The 23,700-nt window shown below is 29.8% G+C and carries 23 protein-coding genes; all 23 read right to left on the reverse strand.

The annotated features are described in order from the left end of the window. Positions 1-2 precede the first annotated feature (2 nt). A complete protein-coding gene (locus GQR97_RS19930) occupies positions 3-389 on the reverse strand; it encodes a GtrA family protein (protein ID WP_158844240.1) in 387 nt (128 codons plus the stop codon). Beyond that, positions 370-1,332 carry a glycosyltransferase family 2 protein gene (locus tag GQR97_RS01150; protein WP_158844242.1) on the reverse strand — a complete coding sequence of 321 codons (963 nt, stop codon included), beginning with the start codon at positions 1,330-1,332 and terminating at the stop codon, positions 370-372. Before GQR97_RS01150 ends, GQR97_RS19930 begins: the two co-directional genes overlap by 20 nt. Positions 1,333-1,342: 10 nt before the next feature. After that, entirely contained in the window at positions 1,343-2,500 is a 1,158-nt protein-coding gene (locus GQR97_RS01155; RefSeq protein ID WP_158844243.1) for a hypothetical protein, read from the reverse strand. 39 nt (positions 2,501-2,539) lie between these two features. After that, positions 2,540-3,625 (reverse strand): glycosyltransferase family 4 protein, encoded by a 1,086-nt coding sequence (locus GQR97_RS01160; RefSeq protein ID WP_158844246.1) that lies wholly within the window; start codon positions 3,623-3,625, stop codon positions 2,540-2,542. Further along, positions 3,616-5,013 carry a hypothetical protein gene (locus GQR97_RS01165; RefSeq protein ID WP_158844248.1) on the reverse strand — a complete coding sequence of 466 codons (1,398 nt, stop codon included), beginning with the start codon at positions 5,011-5,013 and terminating at the stop codon, positions 3,616-3,618. The genes GQR97_RS01160 and GQR97_RS01165 overlap by 10 nt, the downstream gene beginning before the upstream one ends. Beyond that, positions 5,014-5,712: a cytidylyltransferase domain-containing protein gene (locus GQR97_RS01170; protein ID WP_158844250.1), complete on the reverse strand. Its 699-nt coding sequence runs from the start codon at positions 5,710-5,712 to the stop codon at positions 5,014-5,016. Position 5,713: 1 nt separating this feature from the next. Continuing rightward, positions 5,714-6,874, reverse strand: coding sequence for a UDP-N-acetylglucosamine 2-epimerase (gene neuC / locus GQR97_RS01175; protein WP_158844252.1), 1,161 nt, complete (start codon positions 6,872-6,874; stop codon positions 5,714-5,716). A 1-nt stretch (position 6,875) separates the two neighbouring features. Continuing rightward, positions 6,876-7,877 carry an N-acetylneuraminate synthase family protein gene (locus GQR97_RS01180; RefSeq protein WP_158844254.1) on the reverse strand — a complete coding sequence of 334 codons (1,002 nt, stop codon included), beginning with the start codon at positions 7,875-7,877 and terminating at the stop codon, positions 6,876-6,878. Positions 7,878-7,880: 3 nt separating this feature from the next. Next, the gene (locus GQR97_RS01185; RefSeq protein WP_158844256.1) at positions 7,881-8,531 is read right to left on the reverse strand and encodes a methyltransferase domain-containing protein; all 651 of its coding nucleotides are present in this window, start codon (positions 8,529-8,531) and stop codon (positions 7,881-7,883) included. Further along, positions 8,524-9,423 (reverse strand): glycosyltransferase family 2 protein, encoded by a 900-nt coding sequence (locus GQR97_RS01190; protein WP_158844258.1) that lies wholly within the window; start codon positions 9,421-9,423, stop codon positions 8,524-8,526. The genes GQR97_RS01185 and GQR97_RS01190 overlap by 8 nt, the downstream gene beginning before the upstream one ends. Next, positions 9,420-10,676, reverse strand: coding sequence for a UDP-glycosyltransferase (locus GQR97_RS01195; protein ID WP_158844260.1), 1,257 nt, complete (start codon positions 10,674-10,676; stop codon positions 9,420-9,422). The genes GQR97_RS01190 and GQR97_RS01195 overlap by 4 nt, the downstream gene beginning before the upstream one ends. Before the next feature lie 4 nt (positions 10,677-10,680). Beyond that, positions 10,681-11,280: an acyltransferase gene (locus tag GQR97_RS01200; protein WP_158844262.1), complete on the reverse strand. Its 600-nt coding sequence runs from the start codon at positions 11,278-11,280 to the stop codon at positions 10,681-10,683. 12 nt (positions 11,281-11,292) lie between these two features. After that, complete coding sequence (locus tag GQR97_RS01205) at positions 11,293-12,222, reverse strand: glycosyltransferase family 2 protein (protein ID WP_158844264.1); 930 nt, start codon at positions 12,220-12,222, stop codon at positions 11,293-11,295. After that, positions 12,219-13,232: a glycosyltransferase family 2 protein gene (locus tag GQR97_RS01210; RefSeq protein ID WP_158844266.1), complete on the reverse strand. Its 1,014-nt coding sequence runs from the start codon at positions 13,230-13,232 to the stop codon at positions 12,219-12,221. The genes GQR97_RS01205 and GQR97_RS01210 overlap by 4 nt, the downstream gene beginning before the upstream one ends. A 1-nt stretch (position 13,233) precedes the next feature. Next, positions 13,234-14,403 carry a glycosyltransferase gene (locus GQR97_RS01215; protein ID WP_158844268.1) on the reverse strand — a complete coding sequence of 390 codons (1,170 nt, stop codon included), beginning with the start codon at positions 14,401-14,403 and terminating at the stop codon, positions 13,234-13,236. Continuing rightward, positions 14,393-15,445 (reverse strand): glycosyltransferase family 2 protein, encoded by a 1,053-nt coding sequence (locus tag GQR97_RS01220; protein WP_158844270.1) that lies wholly within the window; start codon positions 15,443-15,445, stop codon positions 14,393-14,395. The genes GQR97_RS01215 and GQR97_RS01220 overlap by 11 nt, the downstream gene beginning before the upstream one ends. Positions 15,446-15,462: 17 nt before the next feature. Continuing rightward, positions 15,463-16,371: a glycosyltransferase family 2 protein gene (locus GQR97_RS01225; protein ID WP_158844272.1), complete on the reverse strand. Its 909-nt coding sequence runs from the start codon at positions 16,369-16,371 to the stop codon at positions 15,463-15,465. Between the two features lie 11 nt (positions 16,372-16,382). Further along, entirely contained in the window at positions 16,383-17,105 is a 723-nt protein-coding gene (locus tag GQR97_RS01230) for a hypothetical protein (protein WP_158844274.1), read from the reverse strand. After that, positions 17,102-18,379 (reverse strand): ABC transporter ATP-binding protein, encoded by a 1,278-nt coding sequence (locus GQR97_RS01235; protein WP_158844276.1) that lies wholly within the window; start codon positions 18,377-18,379, stop codon positions 17,102-17,104. The genes GQR97_RS01230 and GQR97_RS01235 overlap by 4 nt, the downstream gene beginning before the upstream one ends. Then, entirely contained in the window at positions 18,373-19,491 is a 1,119-nt protein-coding gene (wecB, locus tag GQR97_RS01240) for a non-hydrolyzing UDP-N-acetylglucosamine 2-epimerase (protein WP_158844278.1), read from the reverse strand. The genes GQR97_RS01235 and wecB overlap by 7 nt, the downstream gene beginning before the upstream one ends. A gap of 18 nt (positions 19,492-19,509) precedes the next feature. Then, on the reverse strand, positions 19,510-20,376 hold the full coding sequence (locus tag GQR97_RS01245) for an ABC transporter permease (protein WP_158844280.1): 867 nt from the start codon (positions 20,374-20,376) through the stop codon (positions 19,510-19,512). A 62-nt stretch (positions 20,377-20,438) separates the two neighbouring features. Next, positions 20,439-22,874, reverse strand: a complete 2,436-nt coding sequence (locus tag GQR97_RS01250) for a polysaccharide biosynthesis tyrosine autokinase (protein WP_158844282.1) — start codon at positions 22,872-22,874, stop codon at positions 20,439-20,441. Between the two features lie 3 nt (positions 22,875-22,877). Next, positions 22,878-23,669, reverse strand: a complete 792-nt coding sequence (locus GQR97_RS01255; protein ID WP_158844284.1) for a polysaccharide biosynthesis/export family protein — start codon at positions 23,667-23,669, stop codon at positions 22,878-22,880. Positions 23,670-23,700 lie beyond the last annotated feature (31 nt).

Raw genomic sequence — 23,700 nt, forward strand, 5'->3', positions numbered from 1 at the left:
TATTATTTATAAACAATAAATTTAGAAACAATAAACCTTAAGGGCATTAAAGTTATTATTGTTAAAGCTGTGCAAATCAAATAATGAATATTAAAATACAGAAAGATGTTATAAAACACATTAGCTATTAAATAAAAAAACATAGTAGAAATACAAAAACGAATGAACTTCTTTCTGTCGTGTTTTTTATTAAATAAATATTTTAATTGCAAGGTGTATAGTAAAATATAGGAAATACCATATACAACAACAAAGGCTGTCGATTTGTTAAGAGAGAGTAAATCTACCAGCAAGTACAATGATATAAATACAAAACCATAACCACAAATACTGATGTATATATAACGTAGTATTTGGATTTGAGTTTCTCTATTTAGATTTAACTTCAAAATATTTTTTTTTCGTTAGATATAAAATTTTCTCTTGATTTTGACGAATTCTATTCAACATATCGGCTATAAATGCTAAGGTAACAACAACCAACGACATACCGCAAAGTGACAAGGCTATAAACCCGAAGCTTTTATAAGGTGTAATTTGACCTGTTGACATCCAATGCCAAAACACAAAACCACCTAGAAGCATTGCTAACACAAATATGCCAAATGCTATTGATATAAAAAATCTAAAAGGCTTATAATCTTTAAGACATTTAAAAATTATTATTGATGTTTTAAAAGCGTACTTGGTTATACTATTTGCTATTCTCGATACTCTACCATCAAAGTATTTAACTGTAATTGGTATTTGAGCGACACTTTTACCTTTGTTTAATAAATCAAGTATAGTTTCATGCGTATAAGTGAAATCTCCTTGCAAATTAAGATTCAAAAGGCTTTCTTTTGAATACGCCCTAAATCCACATGATACGTCTTGAATCTTTGTATTCCCAACATAGCTCACAATTTGACTAATTTTTTTATTCCCCAAAAATTTAATTTTAGGCATTTTTTCAGGTCTTTGATCACTAAACCTATTACCTAATGTAAAATCTGCTTCGTTATTTAAAATAGGAGCTACCAAGTTTTTTATTTCTCCAACATCAAACTGTCCATCAGCATCAATACTGACCAAGACATCTGCATTAGTTTGAAGGGCATAATTTATTGCTGTTTGAAAAGCATTTCCAACACCTTTGTTATAAGGATGTGAAACCACCGTTGCACAAGCTTTTATTGCTTCTTCCTCTGTTTGATCTTTGCTACCATCGTTTACAACTAATACCTCTATAGTATTAAACCCTCCAAAACTTTTTGGTATTGATTCTATAACATTGTAAATAGTGTCTGCCTCATTTAAAGCAGGCATGTAAATCAATAATTTTTGTTTCATAATATACTATTTACAAATTATTATTTATAACCAAAAAGTCTAACCTTATTTCATTTATGATGTACAAAACGGCTATTGTTTGAGAAGCATAAATAAACCAAATATCCTTTAATTTAAATTTACGCCATAAAAAATAAAATCCCAAAAAGAAACCAGGAAGTAATACTAACCAATAACGACTAAATCCTGTCCCTGCAAATACAAATCCTAATAAAACTAATATAATGGCAAAAAACAACATTTTAATTCCATAGGTTTTTTCATTAAAAATATACCCTAAAATAAATGCTGAAATTATCAGCGTGCTAATAATATAATGTCTGAAACCGGTTATAGGAACAAATAGTGAAGCAAATGCAGGCACCCCATTAATTTTTCCTACTTCATGGTGCTGTATAAATCCTAATCCACATTTAATATTGTAAAGTAGAGGATTGTCTATTTTAAATCTATCAAAATAACTTATTTCAGACAAATTATTTTGTTCAATATTATAGACATACTTTATCCAAAGTCCAATTGGAATCAAAACAATAATGGAATATTTTAATATTTTAATTAAATATTGTTTCCTATCGTTTTTTAAATACCTGATGAATACAATCAAAACCAATAGTCCTAAAACGGCATATACATACCTTGTTAAGATTAAAACTGTAAAAAACAACAGCATTTTTAATAAACTCTTATTACTATACTCTAAATTGGAATAATACATAAACCCCCAAAAACAAAAAAACAAAAGCGCTTCTGGATACAAACTTGAAAAACTATTAATAGCAATAGGATTAACCATTGTTAAGGCCACAATTGTTAGTGCGATTCTTGAATTAACGTCTTGTTTTTTTAGAAAAAAATAAATGTATCTTAAAGCAAATATGACTAACACAATATTAAATAGTTTATGCAATGTAAATCCTAAAACTGGTAAAGCCTTAATTTTAAAAAGGGCAAATAATAATGGAATGATTGGTGTTACAGTAGAAGGATAATTAATCAAATAATACCTACCACTTAAAATACTATCTCCTAACTTATTATAAGTTAATTCGTCTGCGAAAAGTGGCACAAGCAAAGATCTTAAAGAAGAAATAACACTTACTAAAATAATAAGCAAAAGCCATTTTTCTTTAATAATAAGTTGTTTAAAATTTTTATAATTAGTCATTTTCAATCCTTATTTTTTCAACCATTTGAATAATTAAATTTATGTCAAAATAGTCTTTAAATGATTTGCAACCATTAAACCAATAGAAAATTTATTTTCAATTAACACCCTCGTATTATTTGTAATAGATTTTTCTCCTCTAATTACAGCTTCTAAAAGTACTGTTAATGCTTTAATATCTTTCGTTTTAAATATATAACCATTCTCACCATTTTTAATAACCTCTTCATTACCTCCAACTGGCGTTGTTATTACGGGTATGTTTGCTGCTAAACTTTCTAAAATAGACAAACTGAAACATTCCATATGTGTTGGTTGTAACATATAATCAAAATAGTGATACATTGCCTTTAAAGTCGCACTACTCCCTTTAAAATCGAAAATTGAATTTAATTGGTGCATAGCAACCAAGTCTAATAATTCTTTTTTGTAGGGCCCATCGCCATAAACAGTAATACTCAAATCTTTTTTTAAAGTCTCTGGCAAGTCTTTTACTGCAAGTATTAAATCTTGAATCCCTTTTGAAAATCGCAAATGTGACACGACTAAAAACTTAGGATTCGTTTTTGCTCTTTCTTTTGTTTTTGGCACAATGTCTTGTATTAAAACACCATTATAAACAGTTTTTATTTTTGGTTTTAAAAAGTCTCCAAAATCATTCAGAATAGCTTGACTTGTATATTCTGACACACCAACAAACTGATCGATATGCTTTGCATATAACATCCCTTTAATTCTTTTTTTTACTCTTTTTTTCAAAGAATAACCACCTAATGGTCTTGGGTTATGATCTACAGAAATAATAGTAGTAGAAAGCGCCTTTTTAATTATTGCAAAAAATGAGGTACACAACTCTACAAAATGGGTAATTACATGAGTGTAATTGGTTGCATTACTTGTTATGTAATTTATAAAACTAGTCTCTATAGTTGTGTTTTTATCGGCTATTATATTTAATTCATTATACCTCCCATGAGTCGCTTGATTAGGAAAAAACCAATCGACTTTAACAGCGTTTTGCAAACACAATGTATTAAACTCCCAGAAAAAATAATCCATTCCTCCTACGCGATTGTCAAGTAATTGATAATTACAAATTACAGCTATGCGTTGTTCTATGACCATTCTAATAGTGTTTCAGCCATTCGTTTACTAGTTCCCTTAAGTGCCTTGCTAATTTCTAATGAAATTAAAGATGATCTATAATCTTTTCTTAATTCTGGCTGCTCCAATGCTTCTGTTAAATAATTATGTAAGTCCACTTGATCTTTTGCTATCGCAACCGCTTTACTATCAATAACATATTGTAAGTGCACATAATTCAAAAACAATTGATCATTATATAATCCATTGGTTTCGTTACCAAAAACAGTGTAAATAACAGGCTTATCAAACAACATAAAATCTAACCCCATGGTAGAACACATATTTACATTTAAATCTGAAAATTCTAAAATAGCCCTTAAATCTATTACGTCTTCAATTAACGGTATACGTTGTGACCAAGACTCAACATGATTATGTCTCGCTAATGTCCATTTTGGGATATTCCATTTAATTTCTGGAAATTTATTTTTAATAGGCTCAAACCTTAAACCATCTTCGGCGGGTGATGTGCGTACTAAAAGTTGTAACATTAATTCAGGATGCTCGTTAATATAATTCATAACTGACGTTATATGCAGACTATCATTAGCTCCAATTCCTGCATCTGCGCAGCTATAGCAGATTAAACGTTTTGAAAAATCTAAATTAAATTTAGCAAATAAAAGTGCTTTATCTAATTTATATTGCTCCATCACATAAGGTTCAAACTGAGGTGTTCCTATTACTTTTATAAAATCCTTATCAGTGTTTGGATAAAAATGTATCAATTCCTTTTTCATCAAATCGCTCCAAACTAAATAGCTGTCAAAACTTGCCATCATACGCCCTTTAGACGCTAAATTATCCCAACTAAAAATAAAAGAAGTCGTCTTAATACTCAATTGATTTGCACAAAATACTAAAGGCGCTAAATATGGAGGTCTTTGGTGGGTAAAAAAAAGAATACTAGGCTTATCTTCTTGTAATAACTGCAAATATTGCTGTGTTACCGCATCTTTTTTAAAAGAACGAAATTGCATACGTTCATACAAATTGATTGCTTTTTCAGAATGATAAAAATGTGCAATCTTATATGCTAACTTAATTAATAAACTTCTTTTTTTGTTGTTTTTAGGATAACCACGTTTTAGATTGTTGTTTATACCAAAATACCCTTTATGAAGGGTCATGTGTCCAACCTCTTTTAGTTTTCTATAAAACCAAGTTAATTTGCTCTCGATAAAAATATCTAGTTCTTTTACATCTATATTCTCAGGCAACTCTAAAGCATCATAACTTTCTATTGGCAACCCTGAATATATCACTACCTTTTTATATGTACTAGAAACTTGATTTAAAAAGTCACTCAATACAAAATTCCGATAACCAACACCATCTGTGATAACTATACCTATTTTTTTTGTCATCTATAAAACATTGTTTTTACAAATCAATTCTGCTTTATTCCAATCTTCCATAGTATCAATATTTACATGTGTACTTTTATTCGATAATATATAAGCTAATGAGTTACCAAACAAAGAATTCGAGTTTAATATAACACTCGTTTTTGTTAAATATATACTTCCATCACGATGGTAGGTTTTGGGCAAATCTTGTCTTCTAGAAATAATATTTTGCTCTCCTGTAGTAATACTTAATTGATTATTTGAATCTGCCTTAAAAGTCCAATGTGGATTATACTCGTGCGGTACTTCTAGTACAGATACTAATGCATCAGATTTAGAATCTATAAACTTCTTTATTGCATCATCTAAAAAAGAAACCGTCCTAAATGGGCTAGTAACTTGAAGTAAGCATATAGCATCAAAATATTCTCCTTTTTCTTCATAAAAGCTTAAAGCATGTTTTATCACATCTAAAGACGACGATGTATCTTCAGATAACGACGCAGGCCTTTTAAAAGGTGTAGCAATACCCAAAGATTTCCCGACTTCCAAGATCTCATCATCCTCTGTACTTAAAATAACAGTAGTAAGATACTTGCTTTTAGAAGCAACATCCGTAGTATACTTTAACAAGGGTTGACCAGCCAGAAGTTTTATATTTTTTCTAGAAATACCTTTAGAGCCTCCTCTTGCAGGAATAATACCAAGAATGCGCATATTAGTATGTTATTGTTTTATGAAAGCTTAAAGACACATTAGACAAAATCTCGGCAATAGCATAACCTGCTTTGCCATCACCATAAATGGATTCTGAACTTATGGTTGTATTTGATATACGCTCTATTATTGCCTTTTTAATATCGTCCTTATTGTAAGAAACGTCAATTATATTATTACCGCGTTGCCTTTTATTTTGACGTGACCCAATATTTACTACTGGTACTGCCAAATAAGAACATTCTCTAACACCTACACTAGAGTTACCGATCAAACATTTACTATTAACTAATAATTTCAAGAAATCATTAGGCTCCATATTCTTAAAAAAATGAATGTTTTTAGGTTTACTGTTTTCTCTAAATGCTCTAATCCCCCCAGATGTCCCGTCAGAACCTGCATCCACGTTTGGCCAAAACCAAAACGTTGGTATATTTAACTCGTGTACTGCCTTTAAAGTCGCTTCAACATCTTTTCGTGCCGAGGCATATTCTGTAGTAACAGGATGCTGCATAACGACAATATAGCCTTCTTCTTTCCAATTAACTTCAGCACCAACACCTCCATATTTTAAAATAGGATCAAAATCTAATGTTGGATTACTTTTTATTTGGTTAGCCAAATCAATTGACGGACATCCTGTATTAAACACCATATTAGGATCCTCTCCCATTTTCAATACACGCTGTTTGGCATCTTCAGAAGCTACTAAATGTAAATCTGCAAGTTTGGTGTTTGCATGACGTACTTTTTCGTCTATATTTCCTGTTACCTCACCACCTTGGATATGGATTAAGGGGATATTTTGATACGACGCAGCAATACTTGTTGCAATAGTCTCAAATCTATCAGCAATAGTAACGACTGCATCTGGTTGTAAGCGGTAAAATACATTAGCCAACTCCATGACACCTAATCCAGTTGTTTTAGCCATAGAGGTTGGATTTTCTCCCTCCAATACCATAAAGACTTTTTCGGCGATTGTAAACCCATCTATTTCTATAACCTCAACCGCATTTCCATAGCGTCCTAACAAAGCGGAACCTGCAATTACTAATTGCAACTCTAGTTTTGGATGATTTTTTATAGCTGTTAAAGCTGTTTTAATTCTGCTGTAAGATGGACGTGCTGTAACTACAACACATATTTTTTTTATTGACATATTAATCCGTTAAATCTTCTTCATTTAAAAAATCCCATTGAGATAGGTCTCTTTTTAATTTTTTACCAATTACTTTTTCATATTCACTAGCCAAGATACCAAATCCTTTAGGTTTTTTTGTCTCTAAGTCAGAAAAACTAATCGTATCTCCTGCTTTTAAAGTTTTATTAATAGCTAGAGATTTTTCAAAAATGGACTTTAAACTTTCAAAACCTGAATTATCGGACTTATTTATAGGGTTTTGAAGCGCAATTGAAATATTATGAACAGCTTTTACTAAATGACTAGTCTCATCCATTGTTAAAGACGCTTTAGCATCCGGACCAAACATCTCTTTATTAAAGACCACATGAAACTCTAATATTTCTGCTCCTAGTGCAGTTGCAGCTATACAAGCTTCAATAGAGGAAGAATGATCTGAAAAACCGATAGTAACCTCGTACCTTTCTTTTAATTCAGCAATCACATTTAAGCCAAACTGTTCTGCTGTTGTCGGGTACGCGGTTGTACATTGCAAAATAGAATAGTCTACTTTTCTAATTTTTAAAAAAGCTATTGTTTTATCTAGTTCTTCTAATGAGCTCATACCTGACGAAATGATAACCGGTTTACCTGTTTGTGCTATTTTTTCAAGCAACACAAAATTATTAACCTCTCCTGAGCCTACCTTATAACGCTTTACCCCTACTTTTTCTAATAAGTCCACAGCTGCATTACTAAAAGGTGAACTTATAAACTCCAAACCAACTACATCACAATGCGCTTTTATTTCTTGCCACTGCTCCAAAGTAAACTCCATGCGTTTCCAATACGCCATTCTTGTATCATCTTGCTTAGAAAACTTAACTCTAAATGGTTCGTGAATACTACTTTCAGCCTCTGCTATATGCGTTTGAAATTTTATGGCGTTACATCCTGTTTTTGCAACAGCATCGATATACGCATGTGCCATTCCTAAACTACCTTCATGGGCTTGTGCTATTTCTGCAATAATTAATGTCATATATTATTTTACTTTCTTTGCAATTATTCCATAACTCATACCAATTGATTTTACATTTCTTTTTTCAAAGAAAACTTCAATTATTCGTTTAAATCGGTCTTTGTAATTATCATGTTTCCTTTTTTGATAAGCAGTATCTACAACTGTATATTCTAAAATCTCAAAACCTGCTGTTTTTAAAAAGTCTTTAACAATATGCTCCCACGGTGTAAATACATGATACTCTTTAATATGTTTTTCTTGAAAAGCATAAAGAGTACCCTTGAGCATTAAATTAATAATATTTTTACTGCTTCTTGGATTAGGAGTTGTGAGTATGAGATATCCGTCTTGAACCATATGATTAGATATATTCTGTAGAGAAAGCAAAGGGTTTGGCAAATGCTCTAAAACTTCTAAAAAAAGTACTAAACCAGCCTTTTTTGCATTTCCTGGACAAGAATAAGTTAAATCCCAGATTATTGATTTGTCAATTTTTCTAACATAATCAAATGGCTGCCAGACACCTCCAATCTCTTTTACCGAACTTTCTAAAGCTCCAAAACCAGCTCCTATATCACTAATAATGCTATTTGGTGCTAATGGAAAATATTTTGCTAACATTTCATTTGCAAACACAAGTCTGTCTTTAAAAATAAGTGTTTTTTTATTCATTTGGCTTCCAGTATATTTTAGCGTTTTCTAATTTACTATACGTATTAAACTCTTCTTTTGTTAATGTATTTCTTTGCTTTAACAGTTTGCGAAAATTAAGAACTAAATCTAACAAGGCTTTTAATATAGATATAGCTGCTTTATAGTTTCCTTTAAGCACTTTTGTTTTCACCTGTATCCAAACAGAATAAAAGACTAATCTAATTGCCTTTTTTAATGGATAAAAAAGAAAAAAAACATTCCAACCAGCGCCTAAGGACCGTCGTAAACGCACACCATAATCAGGATTAGATTTTCTAATATTTAAGTCGACTCGATGATTTACAAGTATTCTAGGTAGATAATATATTTTCCAATTATTTTTAAATAATTGAAGAGACGCAAAGTTTTCTTCACCATAAAAAACAAACCATTCTGGATAGTTAGGAATAGTATGCCACGCTTTCATTCTCCATACATGTCCACATCCAACAAAGCTAGACACTTCTGTTGTGATTTCTTTAGTTACAGTCTCTTTTGGTTCATTTAAGCCCCAAAACAATCTAAATGCTGCTACTCCACAATCTGGGTATTCTTTAAAATGATCACAAATATTTTCGAAAACATTATCTGTTAAAAAATGTGCATCATCATCTAATGAAATAGCATAATCTGCATTCGTTTCATTTAACATTTTATTACGACAATATAAATAGCCTTTTGATCTTTCGTTTCTAAGCACAGTTATACCCTGTTTTTGCTTTTGCAAAAATTCAAAAGTATCATCATCTGAACCATCATCAAACACAACACATTCCACATCATCTCGTGAAATTAAATTACTGATTTTAGATAACGTAATTTCTAAATCTATTTTTCTGTTTTTAGTCGATATAAGAATAGATATCATCATACTTTATTAATATATTTTTCTAATATTACACCAACACGACTTGGATTTAAATACTTTTCTAAATCAGGTCTATTTAATTCTATTTCTTTTTTATTTAACCAATTAAAATACAACTTTTCTATAAGCTTTGAAATTTTATTGAACTCGTTTGCTTCTGCTTGAAATAAATAATCTTGACCTAGTAATCTTTTCGTTTCACTTTTATTAGGACCTAAAACTAATATCGGTTTATTCGCAAATACACAATGTGGAAATTTCCCAGGTAAAAATGGGCTAATATCAGTTTTAGCTTCTAAAATAATATTAACATCAACGCGTTCCTGTAAAAACTGTATTTCGTTATATGCTACACGTTTATTGTTAATATATAATTGTGGTACTTTATTCTTAGTAGTTTCTAAAAAGCTCTCGTAATAACTGGATGGACCAATTAGCATAAGCATACTGTTTTTTTTTGCCTTAGGGTTAGTTTTTAAAAAAAGCTTAAATCCTTTAATCAAACCTTCAGGAGAACGTTGTTTCATTAAATTTCCTGCGTGTAATAAGGTGAAATTATCTGAATTGAAATACGGCAAATTTTCTAACTTAATTTGCTGCGGACTAATTAAATGTTGATGAGGAATTACAAATCCCGTTTCTAAAAATTTAGGAAAAAACTGTCCTACCCATTCTTTAAGTAACTGACTTGGAAAAGCAGAATATTTGGCATGCTCGGATACTTTTCTAAAGAAATCTTCTTTTTGCTTGTAACCAGCTTCAATCCAATCATAAGGTTCTGGATATAAATGAAATGGATAAGGATCATGCACATAAGCCACCCATTTACTATGTAGTTGAGAATGCTTTAACATAGCATGATGAGGCCTAAAACTAGCACCTTGACTTAGTGTTATTATTAGATCGTGATTATTATAATACTTTATTGTGGCATATGCTATGCTTTTAGAATCGTTAAAGAACGTAAATGAATGACCAAAAATATTTTCTAAATTTTTAGATATATTAATTTTTGTTATTCTTTGAAATACGCGTTGCGCCCTGCTTAAAAAATATTTTAAACTTGTTTTATTTTCTTTTATAGCAATGCAGTTTGCTAAAGGAATATTAATAATTTCACGCGTATAATGGAGAACTGTTACTTCATATTTACATAAAAGTAAAGCATTTATTAACGCCATATTAACTTTTGCGCCACTTGTTGCGTTAACATCTATAGATTCGACAATTACTAAAACTTTTTTTATAATGCTCATATATCTACCAATTATCTCTCCAATCGAGATTTTGTTTAACAATCTTGGCAGGATTCCCTGCAATTATATTTCTACTATTCTCAAAATCACTAGATACAACACTACCCAAACCTACAATATTTATTGATCCAATATTTACTCCAGATGCAAATTTGCAAGATGAACCTATATAATTATTGTCTCCAATTTTTATGTCTAGATTCTTTCCTGTCTTTGTATGTATAGAACCATGTGTCCAAAACTCAGAATTTTTTCCAGCAATCCATGTATTATTTCCTATTGTAATATTGTTCCAAACATCGAAATAATGATTATTTATTACTCTAGAATTTTTTCCTATTTTAAAAACACCACTACCAACAATATTATTATTGGAATGAAACATGGTATTATCTCCTATTATTATTGAATTACAAGTGAAATTATTACCATTTGCTATTCTTACATTATCACCTATGCTTACCTTTTCACAATTTATATATGCTTTTCCTATGAATACATTTTTACCAATTTTATAACCAAAAACATACTTCAAGATTACCACCTTTAAAAAAGAAGATGGTACATGTTTTAATAGCCTTAAAAGAATACTTTTAAATTTCATTATCTATTATTCTTATTTTTTAGTCGTTTTTTTTACTTTTTGTTTAATCTTCCAAAAAGGAAATAAATAATATTTTATGTTTATTAGACACAAGCCTTTTAAGGATACATTACTTTCAGAAACCATTTTTCTAAAGTACTTTACATCTCTAAAATGTATTGCTGTATTTATTAAAAAACGTGCTATACTATTAGATAACAATTGCTTTGTTTTTAAATTTTGAATGACTAAATAAATAGCCTCTTTTTTAGAATCTATTCTTTTAGGATTATTGCTCCAAAATTCACCAGTATTAGAATTTGCATGTTTCCTATTGTAATATAAAATATTACTAATAATTAATCCCTTAAAACCATGACTTATAATATTAATATAGCATTCCCATTCTTCTGCGTATTGCAAGTTCTCATTAAAACGAATGGTTTTTAAACAGTCGTTTTTCCACAAAACTGTACAAGAAGCTAAACCAATTTCTCCTGTAACTACAGCTTCAATATTAGTTGTAGCTATATTACCAATAACCTCAACTTTAGAATCTAGAAACGTTGGTTTTTCTTTTACAAAAGACTGCTTTTGATAGTGACAAAAATCTACACTATTATTAGTAATAACATGATGAGCAATTTCAAGATTTTTAGGATGCACCAAATCATCATCATCAAAAAATATAATATAATCTCCTTTTGCTAAATCTAATCCGTAATTACGAGAACCACACAATCCTTTTTCATACTTATCTGTTCTTTTTAAGAATTTAAACCTACTGTCTTCAATAAGTAAATTAGAAATAACAGCTTCGGTATTATCTGTTCCACCATCATCTATAATAATACATTCCCAAGATTTAAAGGTTTGCTTACTTATAGTATTCAGCATCTCTAAAATAAAGTGCGCTCTATTATAAGTTGCCATTATTATGGTTATGTCTGGTGATTTAATCATTTAAAAAACGAATATTTAATTAACGTTTTAAACGTATTGAAATCCATAATATGGAAATATTTTTTTATAATAAAAAAGGCTTTTTTAATATTACCTTTTGTGCTTTTACTGGACATAAAAACATGAACTATTTGTTTTAAAAATACAGTTTCGACTTTTGATTTATTACTATAATTAGAAAAATGATTGATTTTATCTACAAAAGATTTAATAGTAGAAAAATGATTTTTAACCCAAGAGAATTCAATGTTTTGATACGTTAAAATATTCGTTTGAAATTGAGAAATCACTTCATTTTCATTCGTTGTAATACTATTTACAAAACCGCTATACATTTCAGTTATATTTTTCTTCCAAAGTGCATTTTTAACTTTATCTGTGTGAATACTATTGGTTAAACTTGTATCGTGTAGTCTGTATTTATATAAATCCTTATTAAGGTGACAAAATAAGCTATGTAATGAAGCTCTTAGCCAAAAGTCATAATCTTCAACTAAAAACAGAGATTCGTTATACCCTTTATTTCTTATAAACACTTCTTTTTTATATAAAAAACAAGATCCAACAGAGTTTCCAAATAAGAGATCTTCTTTATTCTTATAAAGCACTTTTCGTTTGGCTTTTCCGTTTAAATCAATTGTTGAAAAATTACTATATACAAAGTCTGAATCTTTATTTTTTAGAAAGCTAACCAACTCCTCAATAGCATTTTTTTTATATAAGTTATCATCACTAGTCCAACTTAAAAATAATCCATTAGCAGCTTTATGTCCAACATTTAAACTTGCTGGCAGCTTTAGATTTGTTACATTATTTATTATTCTAATTCTAGAATCTTGTTTTTCAAAACCTTGTATTATCTCTAAAGTAGTATCTGTTGAGCAATCGTTTACAATTATTAATTCAATATTTGAGTATGTTTGATTTAAACAACTATTAATTGAATCTGCTATAAATTGCTCTCCGTTATAAACCGGTAATATTATTGATATTAAGTCTTTTTCTATCATCCTAATTATAACTATTAGTTAAAATAAGTTCTAATTTTTCTACATAGGTATCAATATCATACTTTTTTATGCGCTCTAAATTTATTTCACCTTCTTTTTTCCTTTCTAATTCACTATTAACCAATGTTTCCATAGCTAAAAATATAGCTTCTTGAGTATTATCTACCAAATAAGGAGATTCCTCTAGTAAACCTATACAACCTGGATGATTAGAACTTATTACTGGCAAACCAAATAACATATATTCCATTACTACATTGGGAGTGCCTTCTATTAAAGATAGTAATATTCCAACATCTAAAATGTTTAAAACATCTAGAACAGCTTCATTACTTAATAAGGCTACTTTGTTGGCTATATTAGAATTTTGTATACTCTTTTCTAAATCATAATAAATACCTCTAGATATTTCATCGTTTTCTTTATTTCCTTGTAAAATTAAATGAATATTATCATGAGTCTCGCACAACCTTAAAAATATCTTTAATGCCAAATCATGGTATTTAAAGCTTTTAAAATGTGCTATCATACCAAAAACAATTGCTCCTTCTGGTATATTAAATTTTTTCTTAATTATAGAAGCCTCTCGTTTTTCCTTTTCAAGCGTTATGTATTGTGGCAAAAGATTAAACTTCTTTTTGTTTACTTGGTATTCATTTTTAAAAATGTCGAAGCAATTTTCTGCATTACCAATTATACATGGCATATTGTTTACAGCAATACTTTCGAAAACATCCATTTTCAATATATCTAAGCCTAGTTGATGCCAAAACGTATATTTTACTGTTGGTAATAATTTGTATAAGTAATATGCGATTTTAGAAGGGAAATTTAAAAAAGGAATGACGACATCATAGTTCTCATTTTTTAAACCTTGTTTTAGTTTTAATAAATATTGAGCAGACCACTTTAATCGTTTTAAGTTTTTAATAGAAAATTCTCTTCTTAAAATAATATAAGGCTCCCCAAAATAATGAATGCTTCTTATTCCTGTTTCTGCGAAAAAACTATTAAAATCTTCAGTCCGTTTTGGCGAAGAAGCAAATAGAATATCTACAGTACAACCTTTTTGTTTTACTAAATATTCACCAAGGCCAAGTGCTTGCCTTTCTGCTCCACCTAACGTTCCAGCTTGGAGAATTAATAAAATATTTTTGTTATTAAAAGTCATAAAATGATTTACTTAATACCTGCTTGAATAAAAAATTAGTTTTTTCTTTTATTTTCATTTTTGCTACATAAACAAAGTCTTTAATTGGTAACTTAAATAAAGCTTGTGTTCTCCATTTTTTATCAATCTCTTTAAAACCATTTGTAAAGTAAATATTATAAATAATAGATCTTTTTATCTGGTTTAAAATAGTCTTTAATTCTTTGGTTTCAAATACTCTGTTTTTTTTGTTTAGCGCTACTATTTTTTTTTGCCAATCGATAAACAACTCCAACGCTTCTACTTTTATATGCTCTTGTTTTAAAAGAAACTTTTTTAAAAAAGTATCTGTATACTTATTTTCGTCGTACTCTAATTTTTTAAACAAAAATAATTGAATTTCCATATCACCTTCAACCTGTATGTCTTTATATAGACTAGAAACTTGAGATTCATGGCTTCTGTAATTATATAATACTTCTTGTATGTTATAGAGTTTCCCGTTCCAAGCTATTCTAGACCAAAAGTCGTAATCTTCAACGTGAACTTTATCATTATTAAAAGAAAACGCTCTAACAGCACTTGTTCTTAACATACAACACCCTAAACTCATTGGGCATTTAACTAGCATTTGAGCTACAATTGCATCGTGCTTTTCGCAATGCTTAATAACCGTATCATGACCTCCAAAGTATTTAATCCAACTACCACAAGTTATAATTTCTGGATACGTTTCCAAAATATGTAGTTGCTTTTCAAACCGTTCTAATTCATTTATATCATCTCCATCCATTCTTGCAATATACTTTCCTTTTGCAAGGCTAAACCCAAGATTTAAACTGTGTATTAATCCTTTATTTTTTTCCTTTTTAATTACTTTAACTCTGTTGTCGTTATAAGACTCTACAATTTTAATTGTATTATCTGTTGAACAATCATCAATAACCAATATTTCGAAATCCTGAACTGTTTGCTTTAGAATAGAATCCATAGCTTCTGTAATATATCTTTCGACATTATACACTGGTAACACTATTGAAATAAGTGGTTGACTTTGGTTCATTTAAAAAAATACCCTGATTATATTTTACCTATAATTAATAAAATTAAGCTTTTAGTTTTCCTGATTGGTTTATGAAAAGGTGCTGCACTAATAGACTTGCTTAAAAAGTATAGCTTTGTTTTAAACTGTTTATTATTTTTTGATCTTTCAAATCTATCTAAAAAGTAATTAGATTCATATTCTTTAAAAAAATCTTTAGAGAAATTATCTATTATACTTTTATTTTTTCTTCTTCTCGTGTAAGCAGACTTCTTTGCATAAAAATGCCAATATTTTGCTTTAAAAAGGTTTTCATTCTCTGAAATACTATTTTCATGTATTCTATACAGATAAAAATAATTTTCTAAAAAAACGTGACTACCTTGCTCCTCAAGTTTATAATATAAATCCTGATCTACAGCTCGTTTCATTAAAGGATCTATACCTAAAGTATTATTATATGCGTGGCTTTTAAAAGTTGCAAAATGAGTTAAAGCACCTTGTCCATAAGTTAAATACGATTTCCCTTTTGGGATTTTACTAGCATTAATTCCTTTATTAATAACATTTAAGTTTAAATCTACAAGTTCATAATTAGAGGTTATAATTGCTGCTTCTATATTTGTTTTGTGAGAATTTACCATAACTTCTAATGCGTTAAACTTTATAGCATCATCTGGATCTAAGAAACCTAATATTTCTCCGTTTGCATATTCACAACATTTATTTTTAGTATATCCACAACCTCTATTTTTATCATTTTGATATAACTTAAAACGACTGTCATTACCTATTGTTTTTTTTATAATTTCTATAGAATCATCGTTTGAGCCATCATCTACTATAATAGCTTCCCAATTAGTATAAGTTTGTTTTATTATACTGTTATAACAGTCAATAAAAAAATGACCATTATTATAGTTCGCAATAAGTATTGAAAATAGCATTGTCGATTATATTAAATTGAACAACAGTATTTATATTTTTCTGTAGTAATTATTTTAACTTCCTTAAAACCAAAAAATGTTTCATGGTAAATTGTGATTCCTTTTTCTTTAAATACAGATTGTAACTCATAAAAAGTATCTTTTTCTCCTTGTCTTTGATAATCATCAAATATAATTACGAATTCATGACCTAGACTTATTCCTTTAACAATAGAGACTATATCATATCTTGAAAATCTTGGACTACCATGTGGTCCATCTACAACATATAAATCATAGTCGTTTTCAATTTTAGGTTCTAAATTCTCATAAATTTTTACTGGAAATTCATGAATATTTTTTTCAATTATAGAACAAATTTCTATTTTAGACCTTTTAGATAATAAAAACTGTCTTTCAAAAGCAGAAGCCCAACTTTTATCTTGTTCGATTATTAAATGATTAGAATTTGCTAAATAAGTATCTAAATAAGTAGAAATAAATTTTGATGATTCGCCTAAGCCCAATTCTAATATATTTAGTGGTTTATAGTCTTTTAAAACTCTATTTAATATATAAAAAAAGGTGTAATTACCTGCCCATCTACCTATATTTAAAGACAGGTCTTTAATGCCTTCTTGACCTCTAATACTATCGTGATATATTTGAGCCCATTCTAACTCTTTAAGATATTTTACTTGCGTTTCTTGGAATGCTCTGTTCTCTCTAATTAATTTTCTTATTTTATTAATCATAACTCATTTGAGACTTTAAAATTAAACAAAGCTTTACTTTGGTTTGTAGATACTAATGCTCCATTACCATAATAATTTCCTTCTTCTACTTCAAACGAAAAAGCATTTTGAATCCAATCCGTAATTTCCTTTTTTACAGTTATGTAGGTTGTTACATAATAAAAACCTTTATTAAGATTCAATTTATCAATACTAAAAACTAACTCATTCACAACTTCATCATCTTTCCCAAAATCGATTAAACTAGTACTTAGCCAAGCTATTCTTTGCCCAAGATTATCATCAATTCTTAAATCCATTTGTACATCTACAAGTTTAGCTTCAATAGGGTTATTTAAGCTAAAAAGCATTTTAAATGATTCTCCTGTTTGAGGTTTTACTTTTACATTTTTTCCGTGCGTAAAAACTTCTTTTATTTGTAATTTACCATTACCTTTTCTATCATTAAACGCTGTCACCTTTGATTCTGTAACAGTTCCATCAAGATAAAACTCAACAGCTTCTTCCACACCTCCTTCGAATTCTGTTTTTCCGTTTTTTAAAACTAGAGCTCTTGTACACAAACTTTTCACAGCTGCCATATTATGACTAACAAACAAAACAGTTCGACCATCACCACGAGAAATATCTTGCATCTTACCAATTGCTTTCTTTTGAAACTCTGCATCACCAACTGCTAATACCTCATCAATAACCAATATTTCTGGCTCTAAAAAGGCTGCTACAGCAAATGCTAAACGCACCGTCATACCAGAACTATAGCGTTTTACAGGTGTATCTATATACCGTTGACACCCTGAGAATTCGATAATTTCGTCTATTTTTGCAGTAATTTCCTTTTTGGTCATTCCTAAAATAGCGCCGTTTAAAAAGATGTTTTCACGCCCTGTCATTTCTCCATGAAAACCTGTACCAACTTCTAACAAAGAGGCTATGCGCCCTCTAGTTTTAATCTCTCCTGTGGTTGGGCCTGTAACTTTAGATAGTATTTTTAAAAGCGTCGATTTACCTGCTCCATTTTTACCTATAATACCTAAAACTTCTCCACGTTTTACTTCAAAATTTATATCTTGTAATGCCCAAACATACTCACTAGAACCTTTGGTGCTACGATCGTTACTTTCGCCTATTTTTAAATATGGGTCTTCTTTACCACGTATACGGTTCCACCAGCGATTTAAATCGTGACTTATAGTTCCAGTACCTACAATACCTAAACGGTATTGCTTAGATATGTTCTCGGCTTTTAATATAATGTCCGTTTTACCTACCATGACGCGTTTTTAAAAAAATCAACAATTTTTTGAGAAGCATCTCCATCTCCATAAGGATTGACAGCAGAATTTGTCTGTTTTATTTTAGATAAAATTTGTTGAGCTTTACTAACAATAAGATCTTGATCAGTTCCTACTAAAAACGAACAACCGGAATCCACCCCTTCTTGTCTTTCCGTAACCGACCTAGTCACTAAAACAGGGACTCCAAAAGTTGGCGCCTCTTCTTGAACACCTCCAGAGTCTGAAATTATTAAGTGTGCTTTTTTCATTAACCAAATAAATGTTGGATAATCTAATGGTGCTACTAAATGCACATTTGATACATTAGATAGTCTTTTATAAACCACTTCTTGCACGTTAGGATTAAGGTGCACTGGAAAAACAATCTCTACCGTATTATCCTTAGATATTTCTACTAAGGCATTACAAATAGATTCGAAACCTTCTCCAAAATTTTCTCTTCTATGTCCCGTTACTAAAATTATTTTTTTATCAAAATTGATAGCTTCTTTTAAATTTTCAATAACCGGTGTATTAAATCCTTGATCTAAGATATCACCAGTCATTTTTAAAGCATCAATAACAGTATTACCCGTAACTATTATTGTATTTGAAATCACTCCTTCTTTTAAAAGGTTTTGACCAGCACTTCTCCCTGGCGCAAAATGAAAATCTGCTAATCTACCGGTTAATTGTCTATTCATTTCTTCAGGAAAAGGAGACCACTTATTATATGTTCTCAATCCTGCTTCAACATGTGCTATCTTGATTTTTCTATTAAAAGCTGCCAAAGCAATGATGCTAGAAGTTGTAGTATCTCCGTGTACTAAAACAAGATCTATTTTGTTTTCACTAAATATTTTATCAATATCCTCTAAAATTCTTGAACTTAACTTATTTAACGTCTGATTTGGCGTCATTAAGTCTAAATCAAAATCTGGTTTCATTTTGAAAAAATCCAATACTTGATCCAATAAATCTCGATGTTGCGCTGTCACGCAAAGTTTTGTATTATAACCTGATTTTAAAAACTTAAAATATACTGGAGCCATTTTTATAGCTTCAGGTCTTGTTCCTATACAAATTAAAACATTTTTATTGTCGTTCATATCTTTAAAATAGCTTATCTAAACCGTATCAATAAACGTTTTTTCAGTTTTATTAAAAATTATTAATCCCAATAAAAATACGATTACACTAATACTTCCAGCGTATATAAAATTAATTATTGAAAATGCTCCAACACCTAAAGTCATATATCTAAACAACTCTATAATAGTAGTCATAGGATTACATTCTACTAACCAAGCATACTCAGGTAATCGCGCTTTAAAATAAGATAATGGATACATTACTGCCGAGCCGTACATCAATAACTGTACACCAAAACTAACCAAGAAAGTTAAGTCACGATACTTGGTAGTCAATGATGATAAAATCATTCCAAAACCTAAACCAAACAAGCCCATAAATACTATTAATAAAGGAAGTAACACTATTGCTAATTGTGGTGAAGCAGTTACACCTTGATTTGTAAAATACACATAATAGATATAAAACACTAGTAATACCAATAACTGAATACTAAACTTTAATAAATTTGAAAACACCACAGATAATGGGGTAATCACTCTAGGAAAGTAGACTTTACCAAAAATGCCTTGATTGGCTTTAAACGTATTACTAGTACCTGTTAAACACGCACTAAAATAGTTCCAAGACGTTATTCCTGCCAAATTGAATAAAAATGGAGGCACGCCTTCTCCTGTTGGAATAGCTGCTAAATTGTTAAATATTAGGGTGAAAATTACAGACGTAAACAAGGGCTGAATAAAAAACCACAAAGGCCCTAATATGGTTTGTTTATAAACCGTTATAATATCACGCTTGACAAATAAAAACAACAAATCACGATAGCTCCAAATTTCTTTAAGATTTAGATCTATTATTTTCTTCTTAGGTGAAATTGTATAAAGCCAGTCGTTATTTTCCACTTTCTAATTAAATTATGTTATTAAGAGCTTAAATTAGAAATATTCACTAATTAAATATTAGTCTACTTTTTAAATTTAGAGATAAGATTATTAAAAAAACCTTTCTTCTCAACTACATCATGATAACCATTCGCATAATCACCATATCCATAGCCGTAGCCGTAACCATATTTCCCTTTTAAATTATAAAAATTATAGATAAAGCTAATATTTTTTACAACTCCATTTTTATGTTTCTCATTAATTAAGGTCAACATATCTTTTTGCGTATAATCTTGACGAACTACATAAAGCGAAGCATCTGCATACTCTAAAAGTTCCAAAGCATCGGCTACTAAACCTACAGGAGGTGTATCTAAAATGATATAATCATATTTTGTTTTTAATTCTGCTATGAGATTGTCCATAGTTTCACTAATTAATAACTCTGAAGGGTTTGGAGGTATTGGTCCAGACGTTATAATATCTAAGTTTTCAACTTTTGTATGCTGTACAATTTCGCTCAATGATTTTTGACCTATTAAATGATTAACTACTCCTATTTCATTTTTCAATTCAAAATCGTCAAAAATTTTAGGCTTTCTTAAATCTAAACCAACTAAAACTGTACGTTTACCGCTTAAAGCAAAAACTGATGCTATATTAATAGCCGTAAAAGTTTTTCCTTCTCCACTAATAGACGATGTAACTAATACCGTTTTACTACCTTCTAAATCATGTTTTTTGTACATAAATTGCAAACTAGAACGTATAGCCCTAAATGCTTCTGCCATGGCCGACTGAGACTTATTAAAAACAGCTAAGTTATTAGGTGTATCATTTTGCCCAATAACCCCTAACAAAGGTATGCTACTTAATTTTTCTAAATCTCCTGGAGCATGAAGTTTATTATCAAAAAATGTTACAATAAATGCCACTAAAAAAACAGGAATCAACACTGTGAAAAATGCAAAAACATATCTTATATTAAGGTTAACTGCATTTCTACCTTGGCCAGTGTCTTTTGCTGGTTCTATTAAAACAATATCCGATACGTTGGATGCTTTAATTAAATCGGCCTCTCCACGTTTGGCTAAATATAAATCATAAGTACTCTGACTTAACAAATACTCACGTTCTATAGCTCTTAATCTTTGTTGACTTTCTGGAATTGTAGAAAACTCACGTTCAGAATTATAAATCTTAGAATTTAGAGCCTTTAACTGCGATTGGATATTAAATTTTTCCGAAGCAATATTTTCTAGAACAACCAATTTTAAGGCTCCTATTTGTCGATTTAAATCATCAAAAACCGAAACATTATTTCTTACAGAATAAGCTAATTTTGACTTCTCGGCCGATAACAAAACAATCTTAGATACATTTACTCCAATATTCCCTTCCGAAATACCAGTAGTTGATGGTACTTGTAAATCACTATAATCATTATTAGTATTTAGATAGTTTTTTAATAAATCTAAAGCCAAAAGCTGTTCGTTAAAAAGTTCTTTCTCATCTTTATATTCTTCAATTTTAGCTGTAAGCAAAGCACTTTCACTTTCTATATCGAATATTTTATTGGTTCGCATAAAATCGTTAAGAGAATCAGCTTTTTTGGTTAATTCCCCTTTAACTCTAGACAACTGTTTATCAATAAATTCAATAGTATTTATAGCATACTGATTTTTACGTTGCAATTGATCTCTATCCAAAATAAAAATAGAAGTATTTATATAATCAACAATTTTAGGTTTATTTTTATTAGTTAACCTTACTGTTAATAATGGTGAATTAGATTCGTTCCTAACAATATATGATTGCATAAAACTAGAAACAGTACTATCAAAATTATTAAACCTAATAAAATATTCCGATTGTGAAACAATTTTAGATTGCTCTCTTTTAATTATGCGTCCTTTTAAAAAAGGCAAATCAATGTAATCTCCAAAATTGTATGTTTCAGAAAGAATTCCTTCCGATAGGTTAACCGTCTTAACGTCTTTGCTTTGAAAATTTTGTAATACAACCTCTTCTAGTTCACCAAAATCATATGAAATCTGAAATGAGTTTTCATTTAAAAAAGTGATTTTTATGGCATGTCCAATAATCTGATAACTTTCAATCTTGCCCTCAAATTCAAACGGAGCTTGTTTATAAATATCAGTTTTATAAAAACGGCCTTGTTTTAAATATGTTATATATAGCTTTAAACTATCCACAACTTTTTCATGATGCTTTCTGGACGTTAAGTTTAATAAAACCTCCTGTACCTTTCCAGATATACCACCATAATTAAACACCAAACTAGTAGTAGCTGTAAATAAGGGGTTTTTATCATCTTGCACCGTTATCGATGCTCCAAGCGTATAAGGAAACTCACGCCTTATATTTTGATAATAAACAACATAAAACACAATGCATAAGCCCAGTAAAAACCATTTCCAATAACTTAAAGCTCTAAAAACAAATTCTTTAAAATCAAAGTTCTGTCCGTTTTGAAAATCAAATCCATCTTCCATAATTTACAGATTCTTTACTAAAAAATAAGTGGTAACAAGAACCGAAAACAAACTTGCTATTGTTGTAAAAGTTTGTGATGCTGTCTCTCCAGCACCTAAAGCCTTACGTTTTAATGGTTTTACCATGATAATATCATTTGGTTGTATATAATAAAACTCGGACTTCATTGCTGTAATATCGGTTAAATCTATATGATGTATTTTTTGACCATCAGGATATTGCCTTACAATTAAAACATCCGTTCTATCTCCAGTTTGTTCAATATCCCCTGCATTCGCAATAGCTTCAATAATATTAACGCGCTCTTGATATATAACTTGTACACCACTACTTGAAATTTCACCTACGGTAGTATATTTAAGCCCAGCGAGTTTTACCGTTACAAATATTTGAGCCGTTTCTTTAAAATACTGCTGTAAAAGTTCGCGCTTTACTTTGTCTTCAATTTCCTCTACAGTAAAACCAAGAACATTTATTTCTCCTAAAATGGGAAACTCGATATTACCATGTAAATCCACTGTAAAACCTGTGAAATAAAGTGCTTGCTGTGTATTACCAATAGCACTTGTTGTTGGGTTAAAAATTTCAACCAACTCTTTATCCAAGGCCTTAACATCAATACTTAAAACATCATCTATTTGAACACGATAAGGCTTAGCCAAAGCTTGTATTTGTAGCGAATCGCTTAACACTGTTCCCTTGTCTTGTAAATACACAACATCTTTATTTGTGATACAGGAAGTACAAACTACCGTAACCACAACAAGAACTAAAAGGGCAAATTGTTTTAACATATAGGTTAATAGATTAACCACAAATATAAGT

It is taken from the genome of Algibacter sp. L1A34 (assembly GCF_009796805.1).
GTDB lineage: Bacteria > Bacteroidota > Bacteroidia > Flavobacteriales > Flavobacteriaceae > Algibacter.

Excerpts from the sequence above, each read along its gene's own strand:
- GQR97_RS01210 (WP_158844266.1), bottom strand. The coding sequence starts at position 13,232 with ATGATAGAAAAAGACTTAATATCAATAATATTACCGGTTTATAACGGA.
- GQR97_RS01180 (WP_158844254.1), bottom strand. The coding sequence starts at position 7,877 with ATGACATTAATTATTGCAGAAATAGCACAAGCCCATGAAGGTAGTTTA.
- GQR97_RS01160 (WP_158844246.1), bottom strand. The coding sequence starts at position 3,625 with ATGGTCATAGAACAACGCATAGCTGTAATTTGTAATTATCAATTACTT.
- GQR97_RS01230 (WP_158844274.1), bottom strand. The coding sequence starts at position 17,105 with ATGATTAATAAAATAAGAAAATTAATTAGAGAGAACAGAGCATTCCAA.
- GQR97_RS01250 (WP_158844282.1), bottom strand. The coding sequence starts at position 22,874 with ATGGAAGATGGATTTGATTTTCAAAACGGACAGAACTTTGATTTTAAA.
- GQR97_RS01155 (WP_158844243.1), bottom strand. The coding sequence starts at position 2,500 with ATGACTAATTATAAAAATTTTAAACAACTTATTATTAAAGAAAAATGG.
- GQR97_RS01170 (WP_158844250.1), bottom strand. The coding sequence starts at position 5,712 with ATGCGCATTCTTGGTATTATTCCTGCAAGAGGAGGCTCTAAAGGTATT.
- GQR97_RS01165 (WP_158844248.1), bottom strand. The coding sequence starts at position 5,013 with ATGACAAAAAAAATAGGTATAGTTATCACAGATGGTGTTGGTTATCGG.
- GQR97_RS01150 (WP_158844242.1), bottom strand. The coding sequence starts at position 1,332 with ATGAAACAAAAATTATTGATTTACATGCCTGCTTTAAATGAGGCAGAC.
- GQR97_RS01255 (WP_158844284.1), bottom strand. The coding sequence starts at position 23,669 with ATGTTAAAACAATTTGCCCTTTTAGTTCTTGTTGTGGTTACGGTAGTT.
- GQR97_RS01220 (WP_158844270.1), bottom strand. The coding sequence starts at position 15,445 with ATGAACCAAAGTCAACCACTTATTTCAATAGTGTTACCAGTGTATAAT.
- GQR97_RS01225 (WP_158844272.1), bottom strand. The coding sequence starts at position 16,371 with ATGCTATTTTCAATACTTATTGCGAACTATAATAATGGTCATTTTTTT.
- GQR97_RS01185 (WP_158844256.1), bottom strand. The coding sequence starts at position 8,531 with ATGAATAAAAAAACACTTATTTTTAAAGACAGACTTGTGTTTGCAAAT.
- neuC (WP_158844252.1), bottom strand. The coding sequence starts at position 6,874 with ATGTCAATAAAAAAAATATGTGTTGTAGTTACAGCACGTCCATCTTAC.
- GQR97_RS01235 (WP_158844276.1), bottom strand. The coding sequence starts at position 18,379 with ATGGTAGGTAAAACGGACATTATATTAAAAGCCGAGAACATATCTAAG.
- GQR97_RS01205 (WP_158844264.1), bottom strand. The coding sequence starts at position 12,222 with ATGATTAAATCACCAGACATAACCATAATAATGGCAACTTATAATAGA.
- GQR97_RS01195 (WP_158844260.1), bottom strand. The coding sequence starts at position 10,676 with ATGAGCATTATAAAAAAAGTTTTAGTAATTGTCGAATCTATAGATGTT.
- wecB (WP_158844278.1), bottom strand. The coding sequence starts at position 19,491 with ATGAACGACAATAAAAATGTTTTAATTTGTATAGGAACAAGACCTGAA.
- GQR97_RS01215 (WP_158844268.1), bottom strand. The coding sequence starts at position 14,403 with ATGACTTTTAATAACAAAAATATTTTATTAATTCTCCAAGCTGGAACG.
- GQR97_RS01200 (WP_158844262.1), bottom strand. The coding sequence starts at position 11,280 with ATGAAATTTAAAAGTATTCTTTTAAGGCTATTAAAACATGTACCATCT.
- GQR97_RS01190 (WP_158844258.1), bottom strand. The coding sequence starts at position 9,423 with ATGATGATATCTATTCTTATATCGACTAAAAACAGAAAAATAGATTTA.